The sequence below is a fragment of the Metamycoplasma arthritidis genome (genome assembly GCF_900660715.1).
Lineage (GTDB): Bacteria > Bacillota_I > Bacilli_A > Mycoplasmatales > Metamycoplasmataceae > Metamycoplasma > Metamycoplasma arthritidis.
In genome coordinates this window covers 241680-258765 of record NZ_LR215047.1, presented here as the reverse complement: position 1 = coordinate 258765, position 17086 = coordinate 241680, and the positions used below count along the sequence as shown (strand labels likewise).

General features: G+C 31.3%; 13 protein-coding genes and 14 tRNA genes. 18 read left to right on the top strand and 9 right to left on the bottom strand.

Translation table 4 applies throughout. The features are described 5' to 3' along the window. Window positions 1-36: 36 nt before the first annotated feature. From efp to EXC42_RS01105, 3 genes are read left to right on the top strand one after another with little or no spacing between them, the layout of a single operon-like run. Window positions 37-594 carry an elongation factor P gene (gene efp / locus EXC42_RS01115; protein WP_012498135.1) on the top strand — a complete coding sequence of 186 codons (558 nt, stop codon included), beginning with the start codon at window positions 37-39 and terminating at the stop codon, window positions 592-594. A 2-nt stretch (window positions 595-596) separates the two neighbouring features. Continuing rightward, the gene (locus EXC42_RS01110) at window positions 597-917 is read left to right on the top strand and encodes an MMB_0454 family protein (protein WP_041914088.1); all 321 of its coding nucleotides are present in this window, start codon (window positions 597-599) and stop codon (window positions 915-917) included. Beyond that, window positions 907-2778: a transketolase family protein gene (locus tag EXC42_RS01105; RefSeq protein ID WP_012498133.1), complete on the top strand. Its 1872-nt coding sequence runs from the start codon at window positions 907-909 to the stop codon at window positions 2776-2778. The genes EXC42_RS01110 and EXC42_RS01105 overlap by 11 nt, the downstream gene beginning before the upstream one ends. A gap of 67 nt (window positions 2779-2845) precedes the next feature. Here the strand turns inward: EXC42_RS01105 and EXC42_RS01100 are convergent, their stop codons facing one another. The 3 genes from EXC42_RS01100 to obgE all read right to left on the bottom strand — a co-directional run bounded on the left by EXC42_RS01100 (window position 2846) and on the right by obgE (window position 9093). Next, on the bottom strand, window positions 2846-6517 hold the full coding sequence (locus EXC42_RS01100; RefSeq protein ID WP_012498132.1) for an MspA/MspB/MIB-like signal-anchor domain-contatining protein: 3672 nt from the start codon (window positions 6515-6517) through the stop codon (window positions 2846-2848). A 467-nt stretch (window positions 6518-6984) separates the two neighbouring features. Next, window positions 6985-7722, bottom strand: a complete 738-nt coding sequence (locus EXC42_RS01095; RefSeq protein WP_012498131.1) for a YebC/PmpR family DNA-binding transcriptional regulator — start codon at window positions 7720-7722, stop codon at window positions 6985-6987. A 102-nt stretch (window positions 7723-7824) separates the two neighbouring features. After that, a complete protein-coding gene (gene obgE, locus EXC42_RS01090) occupies window positions 7825-9093 on the bottom strand; it encodes a GTPase ObgE (RefSeq protein ID WP_012498130.1) in 1269 nt (422 codons plus the stop codon). Window positions 9094-9154: 61 nt separating this feature from the next. Between obgE and EXC42_RS01085 the strand changes: the two genes are divergently transcribed. From EXC42_RS01085 to EXC42_RS05930, 12 genes are all read left to right on the top strand, one after another. Next, on the top strand, window positions 9155-9703 hold the full coding sequence (locus EXC42_RS01085) for an inorganic diphosphatase (RefSeq protein ID WP_041914147.1): 549 nt from the start codon (window positions 9155-9157) through the stop codon (window positions 9701-9703). A gap of 146 nt (window positions 9704-9849) precedes the next feature. Next, window positions 9850-10359, top strand: a complete 510-nt coding sequence (locus tag EXC42_RS01080; protein WP_012498128.1) for a hypothetical protein — start codon at window positions 9850-9852, stop codon at window positions 10357-10359. A gap of 186 nt (window positions 10360-10545) precedes the next feature. Beyond that, window positions 10546-10622: transfer RNA gene (locus EXC42_RS01075), tRNA-Pro, on the top strand. Window positions 10623-10630: 8 nt separating this feature from the next. After that, window positions 10631-10707: transfer RNA gene (locus EXC42_RS01070), tRNA-Ala, on the top strand. Window positions 10708-10710: 3 nt separating this feature from the next. Continuing rightward, window positions 10711-10787, top strand: a tRNA-Met gene (locus tag EXC42_RS01065). A gap of 32 nt (window positions 10788-10819) precedes the next feature. Continuing rightward, a tRNA-Ile gene (locus EXC42_RS01060) sits at window positions 10820-10895 on the top strand. 1 nt (window position 10896) lies between these two features. Continuing rightward, a tRNA-Ser gene (locus EXC42_RS01055) sits at window positions 10897-10987 on the top strand. A 6-nt stretch (window positions 10988-10993) separates the two neighbouring features. After that, window positions 10994-11069: transfer RNA gene (locus EXC42_RS01050), tRNA-Met, on the top strand. Window position 11070: 1 nt separating this feature from the next. Beyond that, window positions 11071-11147 (top strand) — tRNA-Asp (locus EXC42_RS01045). Window position 11148: 1 nt separating this feature from the next. Further along, a tRNA-Phe gene (locus EXC42_RS01040) sits at window positions 11149-11224 on the top strand. 118 nt (window positions 11225-11342) lie between these two features. Beyond that, window positions 11343-12077, top strand: a complete 735-nt coding sequence (locus tag EXC42_RS05935) for a PDDEXK family nuclease (protein WP_012498127.1) — start codon at window positions 11343-11345, stop codon at window positions 12075-12077. Between the two features lie 183 nt (window positions 12078-12260). Further along, window positions 12261-13412: an MHO_1580 family protein gene (locus tag EXC42_RS05930; RefSeq protein ID WP_012498125.1), complete on the top strand. Its 1152-nt coding sequence runs from the start codon at window positions 12261-12263 to the stop codon at window positions 13410-13412. Window positions 13413-13665: 253 nt separating this feature from the next. Here the strand turns inward: EXC42_RS05930 and EXC42_RS01025 are convergent. From EXC42_RS01025 to EXC42_RS01000, 6 genes are all read right to left on the bottom strand, one after another. Beyond that, window positions 13666-13750, bottom strand: a tRNA-Leu gene (locus tag EXC42_RS01025). Window positions 13751-13756: 6 nt separating this feature from the next. Next, window positions 13757-13832 (bottom strand) — tRNA-Thr (locus EXC42_RS01020). A gap of 200 nt (window positions 13833-14032) precedes the next feature. Continuing rightward, window positions 14033-14108: transfer RNA gene (locus tag EXC42_RS01015), tRNA-Val, on the bottom strand. A 1-nt stretch (window position 14109) separates the two neighbouring features. Then, a tRNA-Glu gene (locus EXC42_RS01010) sits at window positions 14110-14185 on the bottom strand. 5 nt (window positions 14186-14190) lie between these two features. Next, window positions 14191-14265 (bottom strand) — tRNA-Asn (locus EXC42_RS01005). 135 nt (window positions 14266-14400) lie between these two features. Continuing rightward, window positions 14401-14476 (bottom strand) — tRNA-Thr (locus tag EXC42_RS01000). Between the two features lie 135 nt (window positions 14477-14611). Here EXC42_RS01000 and EXC42_RS00995 point away from each other — a divergent pair. The 3 genes from EXC42_RS00995 to EXC42_RS00985 are packed head-to-tail and all read left to right on the top strand — an operon-like array spanning window position 14612 to window position 17072. Further along, window positions 14612-15052 (top strand): division/cell wall cluster transcriptional repressor MraZ, encoded by a 441-nt coding sequence (locus tag EXC42_RS00995; protein WP_012498124.1) that lies wholly within the window; start codon window positions 14612-14614, stop codon window positions 15050-15052. Next, on the top strand, window positions 15049-15954 hold the full coding sequence (rsmH, locus tag EXC42_RS00990; RefSeq protein ID WP_041914087.1) for a 16S rRNA (cytosine(1402)-N(4))-methyltransferase RsmH: 906 nt from the start codon (window positions 15049-15051) through the stop codon (window positions 15952-15954). The genes EXC42_RS00995 and rsmH overlap by 4 nt, the downstream gene beginning before the upstream one ends. 17 nt (window positions 15955-15971) lie before the next feature. After that, window positions 15972-17072, top strand: coding sequence for a hypothetical protein (locus EXC42_RS00985; protein WP_012498122.1), 1101 nt, complete (start codon window positions 15972-15974; stop codon window positions 17070-17072). Window positions 17073-17086 lie beyond the last annotated feature (14 nt).

Genomic DNA, 17086 nt, shown 5'->3' with positions numbered 1-17086 from the left:
TTATTATTTTGAGTTAAATTCCCAAGGAGAAAAACTATGATTAATGTTAATGATTTAAAATCGGGTGTGACTTTTCAATTAGAAGGCGCAATTTATGTTGTTTTAGAAGCTTCGCATTCAAAACAAGGCCGCGGTCAAGCAAATGTTAAGGTTAAAGTAAAGGACTTGCGCACCGGCTCAACTACAATCAGATCGTTCACTGGCGGTGAAAAAGTTGAAAGAGCAATGATTGAAAAAACTAATATGGACTTTTTATACAATTCTGGTGAAGCGATCGTTTTAATGGATCAAGAAACCTTTGAGCAAATTGAAATTCCACTTAATCATGTTGAATGAGAACTTAATTTCTTAAAAGAAGGCCAAAAAGTTATGGTAAGAAAGTTTCAAGAAGAAGTTTTGGATATTGAATTGCCCGCTAATGTGACTCTTAAAGTTGTTTCAGCACCTGATGCAGTTAAAGGTAACACTGCCCAAGCAGCGCAAAAGAAAGTAACTTTAGAAACAGATTTTGTTGTTGAAACACCACTATTTATTAAAGAAGGCGAAGAAATATTAGTTTCTACTGAAACTGGCAAATACGTTGGTAGAGCGTAAATATGATGTCTGAAGAATTTGTTACTGTAAATGCCAAAATGAATTTTGCTTTTAAAGTTGCTAAAGAAGCAATAGTAGAAACAATTGAAAAAACTTTTGATGAACTTGAAGGTGTAGTTTTAGCCGCGCCGATTGAACTTATCATTAATGCGGATCGTAGCAATTTTGACTTGAATATTAAATACAAAGTTAATCATTTAAACAACTTTGTATTTGAAACTAAAAAAATGATTTTTTTACTTGAACAAAAGATTTTTTCGCTTATCAATAAAAAACCAAGCAATATAAATTTAGTCTTTGATGGTATTATTAATGAAATTTAGAAAACATATTGATGAACTTTGTGCTGACACGCTAAAAATGAATGCACTAGCACAAATAGCTAACGCCAAAAAAGGATATGCTGGTATTTTAATTAGTTCAGCCAAAATTATTCACACCCTATTTTCATATCATCTAAAATTTGATCCTCAAAATCCTAAGTGAGTTGCTAGAGATCGTTTTATTTTAAGCTCTTATCAAGCAACTCCTTTGGTATATGCAATGCTTAGAATTATTAATCTTCTTTCAAAAGAAGATCTTGAGAGTTTTGCTAAACCTGAAGCAAAAACTCCATTTTTTTGTAACTTTAACACCACCGGCATCGAAGCTTCAACGACTTTACCCGGGCAAGGAATTGCCATTAGCGTTGGGCTTGCTATAGCTGAGTCAATTTTAAGCAGTAAATTTCCCGAAGCGGAACACTACACTTATGTTTTATGTAATGATGGCGATCTACAAGAGGGCGTTGCTCAAGAAGCACTCAGTTTTGCCGCAACTAATAAATTAAATAAACTAATTGTCTTACATGATTCAAATGGTGTACAAGCAGACTCTTATACAAAAAGTGTTCTACAAGAAAATACCAAAGCCAAATATCGAGCAATGGGATTTAATTTCATTGCTTGCTCAAATAATGTGAAAAAAATTAACAAGGCTATTAAAAAAGCTAAGCATAGTAAAAAACCTACTATTATTTCTGTGCACACGACTTTAGGTGAGGGAACAAAAAAAGCCAATAGCAATTTAATTTTTCAAGGATATTTGTCTGCGGACGAACTAATTGATTTTAAAGATAATATCTACTTTAAAAAAGCTGATAATTTTTCAGTTGACGAAGATGTTAAGAAATTTTATTCACAAAAAATTTGCGAAACTAACGCAGCTAAATTTGCCAAATGATCACCTACCAATAAATTGCTTAACTTCCTTAATTCTGATCTTAAAATTAATTTAAACGATTTGAAATTTCTACAAAATCAATCTACTGCACAAAATGCCTCACTTGTGATTAACAGTTTAGCCGAACAAAATCTCAACTTGATAGTGGGAAGCGCTGATAGCAATGCTGAAACTTTAATTAAAAATGAAATTAGTTCTTATGCCCCTAATAATAGAGAAGGAAGAAACATTCTTTTTGGCCGCCGTGAAAATGCTATGGCAGCTATTGCTAATGGCATTGCATTGCATTCAAATTTTAGACCAATAATTTCTAGCTCGCTAAGTAGTTTTGATTTAATGAAATCCCCAATTAAAGCTGCAGGAATGATGAAACTCAAAATTTTATATCTCTTTAATGATGAAATAAATGAAGAGATTAAAAATGCTTCGGTTTTCACGACTTTTGACCAACTAAACAATTTAAGAATGACCTCAAATCTTCAGCTATTTAAACCATATGATGAAAACGAATTAAAAGGGGCGTTTGAATACTATTTTAACGATTCCAGTCAACCAATTGCCATCATAACAAATGTTAAAGAAATGCCACATCTAGCTGAAACTGATAAAGCAAAATTCAAAGAAGGTGCTTACTATATTCTTAAATCTAAAAGCAATCCTTGAACTTTAATTGGTAGTGGCCAAGAGCTTCATAATTTATATAATATTGCCAAGAAAAATAAAATTTCATTAATCTCATCAGCAAACATTCAAAATTTAGAGAAACTAAATTATTTAAGTTCTAAGGCGATATCATTTGAATCTTCTATGTCTATAGGATGATCCAAATTAGCGAAATTTAACTTTGGTATTGAAGATTTTGATAATTCTCATTCTGAAAACCAAATGTCGCAAACTTTTGAATTAAATGAAAAAACCATCACTAAAAAAATTGAAAAAATTCTTAAAGCTAAGAAATCTTAATAGCAACAAAAATAGGAATTTATCCCAAAGAGGAAATTCCCATTTTTTATTTCTAAAACTTTTTAAATTAGCCAAAATTTAAAAAACTACGGTAGTTTGGATTAATTTGTTCACTTCACTTGATTTCTTTAACAGTAACATTCATTAGTTTTTTAAGCTCTATTATTACTGCGCTAAGGTATGTTTGATTATTATCATGTTTACTGATGCTTGTAAAAAGCCTAATAATATCACTATAGAATTTTTTTCATTCTTCTGATGTCATTTTTCATGACTCATTATTATTTTGTATAACTCCTATTAAATCGTCAAATTTACTTTTTTCTGAGTTATTAAATACCAAATTTCCTTGATTGGATAACAAGTATTTAGATAATGTTTTGATATAGTCTATTAAAATATTTTTATAAAATCCATCAATCTCATAACCTCCCCATGTATTACCTTGTTTATCGAAACGATCTCAAAGCTCGCTATTATATTTTGGGTCATTGGCGATTTCTACTCATTTTTTAAAAGGCTTCCTGTAATTATTATTAAGATCACTTCATAATTCTAATCAAAATTTAATTGATTCGCCTCCGTTAATTTGATAAGAATTTAAATTTACCTTTAGTCGGTCTATATTAGCTTTTGTGGTCAATCATTTATTGTTTAATTCAGCAATTTCTTTTATTTTGTTTTTAACAAAATCTTTTCAACTTTTATGTTCCAAGATCGATTTATCTATTCTTGTTATTTTTTCTAATAATTCTTTATTTTTTTTGATAATTTTTTGGCTATTTTCGCTATCGTTTTTTAAAACATCGTTGATTAAATTTGAAAAAATGTTTTTTTGATTATTTAAATCTTGTAACGCTTCGTTAAGTTTTTTTTCTTTATCATCATCGGCATTGGATTTTTTAATTGCTTCAGTTGCTTTTTTAAGGATATTTTGTGCAACGTTTAGAGCTTCGTTGGTTTTTCTTTTGTTCTCTGCCTTATCTTGGTCGATTTTTTTCTTCAAATCGTTGTACTGTTTTTCAAGATTTTCAATTAAGTTTTCAATTGTATCAACATTGTTTTGACCATCTTGTTTTTTAGACTCTTCTTGAAGTGTTGACAGTGCATTTTTTTGTGATTGAAGATCTACTTTTGCTTTGTCAATTACTTTCTTTAAATTTTCATTAGCATCTTCTTTATCTTTTAAGTCGATTTTGCTTTCTAAGTTGTCTTTAGCTTTAGTTAGAGAGTTTTTTATTTTTTCAAGTTTTACTTTAATATTATTTAATTTTTGACTTTCGCCTTCTTCTAAAACTTTAAGGTGATTTTGTGCTTGTTCAAGTTTTTCATTTAACTCTTTTAACTCATTTTCAATTTTCTTTTCGTTTTCTTTGTCATTGATTAATTCTTTTTTAGTTTTTTCTAATTCAATGTTCACTTCTTTTGCTTTTTGAATAGAATTCGATACTTGTTTTATTTTATCGCCGCTAGTTTCAGGCAGTTTTATTGCCTCATCAATCAATTTTTTAGCTTCACTAGAATTTTGGAGTGCAGTAGTTACTTTGGATTCATTTATGTTTTTTTGCGTAGATAAAGTTTGTTTTTTAGTTTCTAGTATTGTTTGAGATGACTTGATTGTTTGCTCCAGTAATTGAAAATTAGTTTCAGATTCGGCTTTAATTTTAGGATCGCTATTTCTTTTACTAATAGCGTCGTTTTTAAATTTATTGGCTTTATCAAGTTCTTTTTCAAGGGTGTCAATAGCCAATTTAAGGGCATCAACATCGTCATCGGCAATGTTTTCAAATTTAGTGTTTTTTTCTAATTGTGCCTTTTGATGTGAAAGACCTTCGATCAATTTAGCGATCTTTTCTTGGATTGAGGTTAATTTTTCGTCTATTTCTTCATTAATTGTTTTTAGCTCAGTTTCAAGTTTTTTAACATCTGAAAAAAGTTCTTTAAATTCGTTATCTATGTCAAATTTAGTTATATTCACGATTATTTTTTTAATTTGACCAAATAATTTATCACCATTTTCTTCACCGATCACATCTTTTAAGGCGACCAATTTTTCATAACTATTAGCATTCTTTAAATTTTGTTTCACTTTATCTGATTGTGATTTCAAAGTGCTATATTCGCTTTTTAGATTATTTTTAGCATCATTGATTTGGCTTTTTAAGCTTTGAATTTTTGACTTAATTTCATCTTTAAATTTAACAAGAGTGTCATAGCTGGTCTTCAAGTGTGGATTTTCTTTTAGTTTTGAAGCTTCGCTATTAGCTTTTAAAATTCCTTCTTCAAGCGATGTTATTTTATTTTCTACTACCTTAATTTTGTTTTCATATTCTTTAGAAGCATCAAAAGGATCAAGGCCTTTAGATAGTAATTCAAGCTTAGTTTTTAGATTATCTGCTTCTGATGCTAATTCTTTGGCTTGATCATCTTCTGATTGCTCTTGTCTTTCTATGGCTCTGGCTAGATCAACTTGTTTTTGTTCAATTTCTTGAATTTTTTCAATAATTTTATTAAGGTTTTTTGAATCACCAACTAAGTTATCTTTTTGTTCTTCTAAATTTTGAATTGCATCATTTAAATCGTCTTCTGTTTTTGCTATTTTTTCTTTATTAGAAGGGTCTTTAATAGCATCATCAGCTTGTTTAATTGCATCGTTTGCCACTTTGATTATTTCTTCAGTGTCATTATTATTGGTTTCTTTATCATTATCTAGTTGCTGATTTTTATCTTTTAAATTTGCTTTAGCATCATTGAGTTTTTTTGTCAAATTATTAACTGACACAGCAATATCGTCTTTATTTGTTTGCTCTTTTAAGTTTTGAGCGTCCTCATTTATTTTTATTAGTTTCTTTTCAATTTTTTCAATCGTTTGCTCAAAGTTTTTGTATTTTTCAGTCTTATCATCAATAGTGCTAGCTTCATTAGCGGCGGTTTGCGTTTCAATCAAATCATGAATTGATCTTTCAAGTTCTGATTTTAATTTTTCAAAAAGAGCAGCTTCAGTTTGGAGCAATTTTTCTAAATCATTTTGCTTTATTTTAGCATCAAAAAGCGCCATAGCTACAGCACTTGAAAGATTCATTGCTTCTTGTTTGTAAATTGATTCTATTGCGTTAGCTAAACTTTCAATTCCTTTAACATCATTTTCTAGGGCTTTTAATTTTTCTACAATACTTTTTAGTTCGTCAATATTTTTAGCGTCATATTCAATAGCGACTCTTTCATCTAAAACTTTTAAAGTCTTTTCAATGTTATTAATTTGCTTTTTGATCTCATTATTAGATTCTGAGATTCTTATTTCAAGTTCTTGCTTAGTTTTCTTAGACTTAGAAATAATAGTTTCAAGGCTGGCTAATTTACTTAATAGCTCGGGAAATTTTTGAACGTTTTCAAGTTCTTTTTGAATTTTGTTGGCTTCTTCTAGCTGTTTTTTTAATTCGTCTAAGGTTTTGGCAAGTTCAAGTTGACTAGGGGTGCTTTCAGTTAGCTGACCATTGGCTTTTTGGTCTAAAACTACAAGATTATTAGTAACTTTTTCAATCCTTTTACATAAAGATTCCAAGATTTTTCTTTCTTCTTCACTCATTGTTTGAATTGCTGGTTCATGATGAGCGGTTTTATACTTCATAGAATTACGGTGTTTTATATATAAGATCCCCGATATAGTCGAGGATACTAGCAATGCCGTTGAAATAGTCAAAGCAGCAATGGTGTTTTTTTTCTTTTTCGAGCGGTTCATGACTATCTAATGTAAATTTCTCCTATTTTTGGTCAAAAAATACCTTATTTTTTTAGCAATTTTTCGCTAAAAATGCCTTTAATAAATACTAATTTTAAAAGATTATTAAATTATTAATACAAAAAAGTGAAATATCTAAAGTAATTGTGTTTGATCATTAAATCACACATTAAAAATACATTTAGGACTTTTATTGTGCTATTTTCTTAAAAATGTCTTTAAATAAGCGTTTTTTAGTTAAAAAATACTAAATAATAACTATTAATTTAGCATGAAAATTACTTCCTTTTAACTGCAAAAGGATTAACAAACAAAAATTAGTTACTATAAAGGTTTTTCTTGGAGCATGTAACTTAACTAAATAAAAAGAATATAGAAAAACAAACTTCATAGCACAAAATGATTTTTTGTTAACTATAAAGTTTGCATTTAAGATTTTGTAAATATAAATAATAAATTAGTGACAGTTAATTATCTTCGCAATAAGCATTGTGATAAACTTCTTGAATATCGTCGTCATCTTCAAGTAGTGAAACAAAAGCTTCAATTTGTTCTAATTTAGCCTTGTCAACATCAACTTCGGTATTGGCGATGTAAGTAACTTCGGCAGTTAAATAGTTTTCAATTTTAAAATTGTCATCAAGAGTTTGCTTTAAAACTTGAAAGTTAGTAGGTTCTGAGTAAATAATAAAAGAATCATCTTCACTGAAAAAATCGCTAGCACCCGCTTCTAAAGCAACCATCATAAGTTCGTCTTCAGCTGCATCACTTTTAGCAATTTCAATAATACCTTTTTGATCAAAAACATAAGGAATTGCTCCTTGTTTACCAAGTTGACCGTTATGCTTGGTAAAGTAATGTTTGATGTTTGAACTTAAACGATTAAAATTATCACTTAAGCAACTAATTAAAAAAGTTACACCGCCCATGGCCGTTCCAGAGTATAGATAAGAGACATAATTAGCGCCATCTTTACTACCGCCAGCAACTTTTGCAATAGCTTTTTCGATGTTAGCTTTAGGCATACTTTTTGCCTTGGCCTTAGCAATTGCTAATTTTAAAGCAGGATTAGAATCAGGATCGGCACCGCCTAAAGTGGCGGCAACGATAATTTCCTTTGAAAACTTTTGAAACATCTTGCTTCTTTTAGCATCTTGGGCAAATTTATGATTTTTAGTAGTTGCTCATTTTGAATGTCCTGACATATATGGTTAATAACACTCCTAGTTAATTATTTTTTAAAAAAATATCCACGAAATTATAGCAAATTCGCTAATAAAACTCATGCAATAGCTAAAAATCGTTAGTTACTCTTCATCGCTTCAGTCAAATTCAAAATTACCAATTTTGATTGTCGCACCTTCGGGAACATTATGCTTTTTAATTAACTCAAAAACGCCAAGTTTTTTAAGTTTGTTATTGATTCTTCAAAGATTATCAAGTGAAGAGACAGGAATTTTTTCAACGACATTGAGTACTTTTTTACTCTCAATTTCATAGACATTTTCGCTTAGTTTACGGATTTTTAGCGCATCGCGATCTAAGGTAATATTAATTGCAATTTCATTTTCAACTACATTGCTTTTAGTTTGCTGATTGGCTTGTTCTAACATTTTAAAAATTGCCGCTTTTAGTTCATCTAAATTTTTTTGATATAGTGCTGAAATTGCAACAATTGGAAGTGTGGGATATGCTTTTTTAAATTTTTTTAAATTAGTAGCAAAGATTTCTTGGTCACTTTTATTAGCAATGATAACATGTGGTAAGGCTTCTAGATTAAGGTTGTAATCTTTTAATTCCTTTTTAATTGTTTCGTAATCCAAGATCGGATCTTTCAACGAAGAGCCAAAGTCAATAACATGCGCAATTACTTTGCATCTTTCAATATGTTTTAAAAATTGAAAACCTAGTCCTTTTCCTTCGCTAGCTTGGGCAATTAGACCTGGCAAATCGGCAATTGTACAACTTTTATCATAGTACTTAAGCATACCAAGTTGCGGCACTAGCGTTGTAAAATCGTAATCAGCGGTTTTTGCTTTGGCGTTTGAAAGGGCATTGAGCAAACTACTTTTCCCCGCGCTAGGTTTGCCAACTAAGCCAACATCAGCTAAGACCTTAAGCACAAGTCTAAGTGCAAATTTTTCACCGCTTTCACCATTTTCACAAATTCTAGGAGCAGTATTTTTAGCTGATTTAAACATCAAATTACCGCGGCCCCCGCGGCCACCTTTAGCAATTAAATAATCTTTAGGCTCAATCACGTCGGCAATTAAATTATCTTCATAATAAACAAGTGTGCCTAAGGGTACTTTGACAATTTCATCTGCTCCAGCCGCACCATAAGCATTTTTAGGTTTACCGCTTTCACCATCTTTGGCAGATATTTTATTTTGATAGTGAAAAGCTAGCAAAGTATTAAGGCCGCTATCACCCCGAAAATAGACATTACCACCGCGGCCACCATTGCCGCCATCGGGACCCCCACGATCGACATTGGCTTCACGACGAAACGAAATTATGCCATCTCCACCTTTGCCTGCTTTTACTAATACATTAACTTCATCGATAAATTTCATATCTATGCATTTTATCAAAATAAAAAGCATCCCCTTAGATAAAGATGCTAAAATAATTAACATGAAAAATATCGAAGTAAACATCGAGATCCCATTAGGATCAAATATTAAATACGAATATGACCGCGAAACTAACAAAATCAAGGTTGATCGAATCTTAAGAGGCGGCTTTAGCTATCCCGCTAACTATGGATATTTAAAAGAAGCACTTGATTGAGATGGCGATGAATTGGATGTTCTAGTTTATTCCCAAGAATCATTTATGCCCGGCACTTCATTAGAAGCGAGAGTAATTGGGGCAATGAAGATGATTGACGATGGCGAAACTGATACAAAATTAATTGCCGTTCACGCTGATGATTGACGTTTGGATCACATTAAAAATCTAGATGATTTAGATCAGATGTGACTAGTAAGAGTTAAAAATTTCTTTTCAACATATAAAAACTATAAAGGGGAAGGCATTACTAAGGTAACCGGCTTTGAAGATAGTGCTTGAGCTAATAAAGAATATGAAGAATGCGTCAAGTTAATGGACAAATGAGGATCATTACCTAAAAAGACGTTCCTTGAAAAAATGAAAAAGGAACACCCCGAAAAATATTTTTAAACTTCAAGTAAAACCCTTAAAAAGGGGCCTTTACACATTTTATTTCTTTTTTTGCCATAAAACATGGCAAAAAAATTTTATTTTTAAAATTTTCAACCTTTTTTATTTGTTTATGTAAGAATTTGTTATGAGGAACAGAAAAATATATGTTCCTCAAACTATCTCCACACCATTACCATTATAAGGAGTTGCGCCTGAGCGATAAAGCTTTAAAATTATTCAAAGAATTTCGCAAGAATTTATTAAGCGGGAATAATCTCTATAATTTAAAAAAAGCATTTGTCTGTACAATAATAAAATTATTTCGTCAAAATCGTGGCTTAAATAGCAAGGAAGAGAATAGTATTTCTTGTGAAGACGATGATAAAGATGATTTAAGTTTGCTAAAAATCTTTACAAGTTTTAATAAAGTTGTTAGATTAAAAAATATGATTTACTCCGTATTAAAGAACCTTTATGACTTTTTGATAGACGAAAAAAACTTTGACCCAGATTTTTGAAGACTTTGAAAGAATGAGTTTCTTGAAGATTCTCCAGATGATATCGGTAGTAGCAAAGATAAAAAATGGTACAAGAAATATTACGATAAATCAACCTATTATAGAAAGATGAATCTTTTGATTAGACTAATGTTTTGAATCCTATTCCAGCAATAGAATGAAAATTATATTGACAATATTTCACTATCTAATAAATCAATAAAGTTTGAATAATAAAATCGGTTGGTGCCCCATTAAGTTGGGGTGCCTTTTTATTCTGAAGAAAATACTCAAATAAGCAAAAAAATGGTTTTTTTAATTTACTTTCAAGAAAATTATATATAATGATATGGCATTTAAGACGGAGAAGTAGCTCAGCTTGGTAGAGCGCTTGGTTTGGGACCAAGTGGTCGCAGGTTCGAATCCTGTCTTCTTCACCAGTTTTTTTGGGGGGGTAGCTCACCTGGCCAGAGCGCCTGCCTTGCACGCAGGAGGTAGAGGGTTCGAGTCCCTTCCTCTCCACCATACGGCATTGTAGCTCAGTTGGTTAGAGCGTCCGGTTCATACCCGGAAGGTCAAGAGTTCGACTCTCTTCGATGCTACCATATGAAATCCAACAGACTTATCTGTATAAAGAGGACCCATAGCTCAACGGTTAGAGCAACCGGCTCATAACCGGTCGGCTACAGGTTCGAGTCCTGTTGGGTCCACCAAGGGCAATTACCCAAGCGGCTGAAGGGAGCAGTCTTGAAAACTGCCAGGGGCTGCAAGGCCCGCGGGGGTTCAAATCCCTCATTGCCCGCCAGTATATAGCGGAGTAGAGCAGTTGGTAGCTCGTTGGGCTCATAACCCAAAGGACGTAGGTTCAAATCCTACCTCCGCAACCACGGTCCAGTGGTAAAGTGGTTTAATACGCTTCCCTGTCACGGAAGAGATCGCGGGTTCAATTCCCGTCTGGACCGCCATGGCTCTGTAGCTCAGTTGGTAGAGCAACGGACTGAAGCTCCGTGTGTCGCTGGTTCGATTCCTGCCGGAGCCACCATTTCAGAAATGACTGACACCTACATAAGGTGTTTTTTATTATACTTTTCCTATATTTTTCCTATTTTTAATATATCGCTTTTTACGTAGCGCTAGAATGCTAAGTGAGGAGACAAAAAATGATTTTAGAAATTGAAAAGAAAGATAAGGGCCTTTTTATCAAAGAAGAAATTTTTCAAACTTTTTTTAGATTGTGAGAAATTGACGAAAAAACCTTAGAAGACTTTATCATAAATAATCGCCAAACCATCTTAGGTGAAAGAAAAATGTTTTATATAGGAAAACAAAAAAGCTCATGTGAGAACCTAAGATGTGATTTATTATTCGTTGACACAAATGGAAATTTAATAATAATTGAAATAAAGCGAGATATTTTTGACACAAAAAATTTATTTGAGCAAAGTTTTTCGTATGCGCAATCTTTTGCACAGCTAAAAACAATAGATGAATTTTGCGACGCAATATTTAGAAATACTAAAGATTTTTTCTCATTTCGCCATCTTAGAAATGATAAAAAGAATAACAAAGAAACATTAGTCAAAGAATTATCTGAATTTCTATTAAAAAATCATACTCCTCTGTCGCATTTTAATTTGGAACAGCAAATCATTTTAATATCTTCAGGATATAACAATCATCTGCTGCAAGGAATATCTTGATTAATTTCTCATGGCATTAACATTTCTTTAATACAATTGCAACCTTTCGAATTGGTTGGCAACAAGTTCATAGCAATAAATCGCACTTTTCCTTTAGGCAAAACTAAAAACGGCACACACATTCTTGACAAATTCGACTCAATTACCTTTATAAACACCCCATGAGAAAATAAAATGATTGAATATAACCTATAGAAATGCAACAAAATAGTTTAATACGATTAATTAAAATAATACATTGAGGTAGAAATTTTTATGGATATGGAAGCATATCGAAAATGATATTTTAGGGAAAGCATTCTAAAAATTTTGAGGCAAAAAGTAAAGGAACTAGGTAATGATGAAAAAAATGATAACAAAGGAGGAGAGATTAATTAAATGTTTTTTCCATACTACGAAAAAAGTTATGATGTAAAGCATTACACCGAAATTAAAACTACTCCTGAAGTTATAATTAATCGAGGACAAGTAGTTCGTCGTGGGCGTGGTTGAGACTTAGGCACAACCAACATAGCTGATAACGAAATATTGCAAAAATTTCCTTTAACAGCTATTTTAAAATATGACTTTAAAACTAAAAAAGTTTATTTTAAAATTAGGATGGCAAAACAAATTTTTGAACGTTATTCAAATCATCATTTTATGGTCAAGTTAAACGGAAAAGAGGGGTTATTAATCGGACCCAATGAATCTGATGATGACGCAAAAGAGTTTTTCATATTTAAGAGTAAAGACGAAACTGAATTTACTTTAAATGATTTAAAATCTTTATCTATATATTTAACAAAAGGTTACCGTGGCGGATACACTAATGTAGCAATAGGTTTAGAAGTAGCCTTTAAAAATCTTACTTCTCAATTTAAAGAGAATATCAATGTTATTAACAATTCCATTAAGTTTTCGCATATTCATGAAATCGAAATGAAATTTGATAACGGTAATTATAATTTAGGATTTTTAAATGATAGAAATATTAATGCAAAAGTGCTAGAAACAACAGTAAATATCAATGGTATGGAAACTGGAAAAGGATGATATGATGTTGGCGAAGTAACTTATAAGAATATTTCATTTAAAGATCACACTTTAAAATACAAATTAGAAGAAGAAATGTTAGATAATTTCAAGATTCACAATTTTGAATTTTTAGAAACAAATAAGACAAATTATATGTCGGCGTCATTGAAACAATTAGCTCCAATTGAAAATAACAACATTTGGACATCAAAAATTATTTGTGATACTATCGAAGTTTGAAACAAACATAAGCAAACTTGAGAGAAATCTAAAAAAGGTGACAAAGGATTGCATTTTCCATTGAACTACCTCGGTCGTCTTCAAGGGAAAATAAACTTTACCAATAAAATGTTTGCAAACGAAAATCAACATTTTGTTTTCAATCAACTAATTACTCGTCGATTCTTTGATGCTAACGATGGGTTAGTGAAATTGAAAATTGACACTAATGATAAACCAATTTCGCAAGAAGATGAAAACAAAATAAAATGGACACATACCATTAAAAAATAGTACTCACTTTAAGAGTTATAAAATCCCAAAAGTCAAAAATGGCTTTTGGACATTTTTTTATACTAAAAATTGGCAACAAATATTAAATATTATTTGTTAAAGTGATCTATGACTAACATTTTTTATTAAACATTAGTTTAGTTGGATGTTCAAATCTGTTTTTGTATTATTATTGCAACGATAGTTCTTATTTCAAATTGAATAAAATTAAAAACCAACCTCGTGGTTGGCTTTTTGATGGTCATTTCTGAACTGGTGCGCGAGAAGGGACTTGAACCCTTACGCCGTAAAGCATTAGTGCCTAAAACTAACGTGTCTGCCAATTTCACCACTCGCGCCTATTATGGTGCCGTCTATAGGACTTGAACCTACGACCTACTGATTACAAGTCAGTTGCTCTACCAGCTGAGCTAAGACGGCTTGTAACGAAAAAAATTATACAATAATTTACTGAAATACTTTAAATATTTCATATTTTTAAAAACAAGTATTTGTATTAAGTAAATTAGCTTGGTAATAGTTAATATTTTTTCTTTTTGTGCTTATTTCTCCACCATTTGTTCATTGCCTTTTTAAAAAAAATAGCCAATGGCTATTTTAAAAGGTGCAATATGAACGAATGGTGGAGAATGAGGGGCTCGAACCCACGACCCTCGCCTTGTAAGGGCGATGCTCTCCCAACTGAGCTAATTCTCCATGGTGACCCTAGCGGGACTCGAACCCACGCATGTATGGATGAAAACCATATGTGTTAACCACTTCACCATAGGGCCATTATTGGCGCCGACTATTGGGATTGAACCAACGACCAACTGGTTAACAGCCAGCTGCTCTACCGCTGAGCTAAGTCGGCAATTCAATTAATTGCCTAACCATTATAACTAAAAAAAGAAATTATTAATAAAAAATATTTATTTTATTTTCAAATCTTAATTGCTAGCTAGTTTTCGGCGTAAATGAAGGTCTCTTTTTTTAAAAAAATGAGAAATGGTGCTGACTAGAGGGCTCGAACCTCCGACCCATTGATTACGAATCAATTGCTCTACCAACTGAGCTAAATCAGCATATAACCATTGTACCAAAATCAATATATTCCGCTTTTAAAATGCTTTAAATTGACCGAAAAGAAAAAACCTAAATTTTAAAATTTAATTTTCATAAATTTGGTAAAATAAAGTTGATAGTGGGAGGAAATGGAAATGTATGGAAAATTTTGCCGCCAACTTGATGATAAAAATCGAATCGTAATCCCTACCAAATTTCTTAGAGATCTCGGTGAAGAGTTTTACATCACAGCAGGCTTTGATCAGGCATTAGTTCTACGAAGTGAAGCTGAATTTGAAAAATTTAAAGCTAAACTTGAAGCAACTAACAAACTAAACAAGAATATGCGAGAACTCACTAGATACATTTTCGCTAACACTGAAGAAGTTAAATCTGATCGTCTTGGCAGAATCACTCTTCCTAAACACTTTCTAGATAATTTCACTATCACAAAAGAAATCGTCTTTATTGGCTCTGGTAATTATTGCGAACTTTTTGCTAAAGAAATTTATGACAAAAAAGAAGCACAATTTAAAGATGCTAAAAAAATTGACGAACTGGCCGATGAACTCTTCAAAAACGGAATCGAACTATAGAAACTCACATTCCCGTCCTTTTAAAAGAAGTTATTGATAACTTGGAAATTAAAAGTGATGGCACTTATGTTGATCTAACACTCGGAAGAGCTGGGCACAGTTTAGAAATTCTTAAAAAACTCATTAATGGTAGACTAATTTGTTTTGACAAAGACAATGAAGCTATAAAAGAAAGTTACAAAAAATTACAAAAAATATCTCCTAATTTCACTTTAATTCAAAATGATTTTCGTTTCTTAAAAGCGGAACTTGAAAAATTGGGAATTAACGAAGTTGACGGGATTTTGGCCGATCTTGGCGTAAGTAGTCCTCAAATTGACGATCCAACTAGAGGATTTAGCTACTCACAAGAAGGGCCGCTCGATATGCGAATGAATCAACAAAATTCATTTAGCGCCAAAGACATTATTGATAATTTTGACGAAAGTGAACTCACAAAAATTTTAATTAAAAACGCTGATGTTAAGCTAGCCAATCTAGTTGCGAAGGCAATTGTCGCTAAACGACCAATTAAAAGCACTAGTGAATTAGTCGAAATAATTAAAAATGCTTTGCCTGCGAAAATTGTGCGCGAAAAAAATCCTGCTAAAGCCGTTTTTCAAGCATTGCGAATTGAAGTAAATGATGAGCTAGGCGCGCTAACGGCAATGTTAGCAGACGCCACTCAGCTACTAAAAAAAGATGGCAAGATTCTAATTATTACTTTCCATTCAAAAGAAGATAGCATTGTCAAAAACTTTTTTCAAAAGCAAAATTACGTTGACCCTCGTTTAAACAAACTACCAATTAATATTCAAAAAATCTGAAAACAAAAAATTATCTTCCCATCAGAAGATGAAAAACTACAAAACAATCGTTCGCGAAGTGCGAAACTAAGAGTAGTTAAAAAACTATCAATTTAAAAGGTAAAGAATAAAGTATGAAAAAAACCATTATTACTACTTTAAAATTTCAAAAATCTCAAATTATTTTTGAAGCAGTCGAACAAGCTTCAGATTTAATTTTGCCAATTTATAGTAATGTATTTGATGGTTATCATTTTTCATCGTCTACCGAACTTGAAGTATTTGTCAAAAACTCAAAAGAAGCACTAGAAAGAATAATTAAAGGAAAAGTTTCTGAAATTATTATTATGGTCGCTTCTGATATCAATGAAAATCTAAAAATTAACAATTATTCATTTAGTAAAACAATTCTAAACAATAATGCAACCCTAAGCGAGCTTGAACTTGAAAAAGAAATTATTCAAGAATTTGAAAAGAACGCCAAAGTAATTATAAAAAACGAAACACTTAATAAAAGTGTGAAAAACAATACACTTACTTTAATAAAAAATGTCGCGTTTTTAGAAGCTAATTTCGTTAGCTTAGTTAACAGAATTACTACCAATAATCATTTAAATGTAGCCAAATATTACATCTTAGATGAACTAAAAGCATTCAACGACACAATTGCCAATAAAAATCAAGTTTTTATCGATATTAACGATAATTATTTAAAGTTTGATCTATTTTTAGGGAAAAACTTATTAAAAACACATATCGTTAATAATGGCATTAATCAAATTCGTAGCAAAATAACCTCAAAACACAACAAAGCAAGTTCAACCTTAGTTAATCTTGCTATCAAGATACAAGATGATCTTGAAGAACTAAAATCTCAAGACAACGTAGTAGATACTGCAAAAAACGTCTTAGACTTTTACTTAGAACAAATGCTAATTGAATATCGTAATTTCCTACACCAAAATAGTCTAAATGCCGATCATCTAAAACTTAATTTCTATCACAACGATTATGCTAGTGCTTTTAAAAAACTAAGCATAGCAAAACAAGTAGCAGTTAAGATATGTTCTAACGATTGCGATTTTATTAGTCAAGAGATGCATGGACTAATTAACATCCTTACTGAAAACATTGAAAAACAAGATCTTAAAAAATTCATTACTACTGAAATTTTTGTTATCGATTCAATTCTTAGTGAGCAAAAAATTAATCGCAAAAATACTTTGTTTATATAATTAATATAACTTAT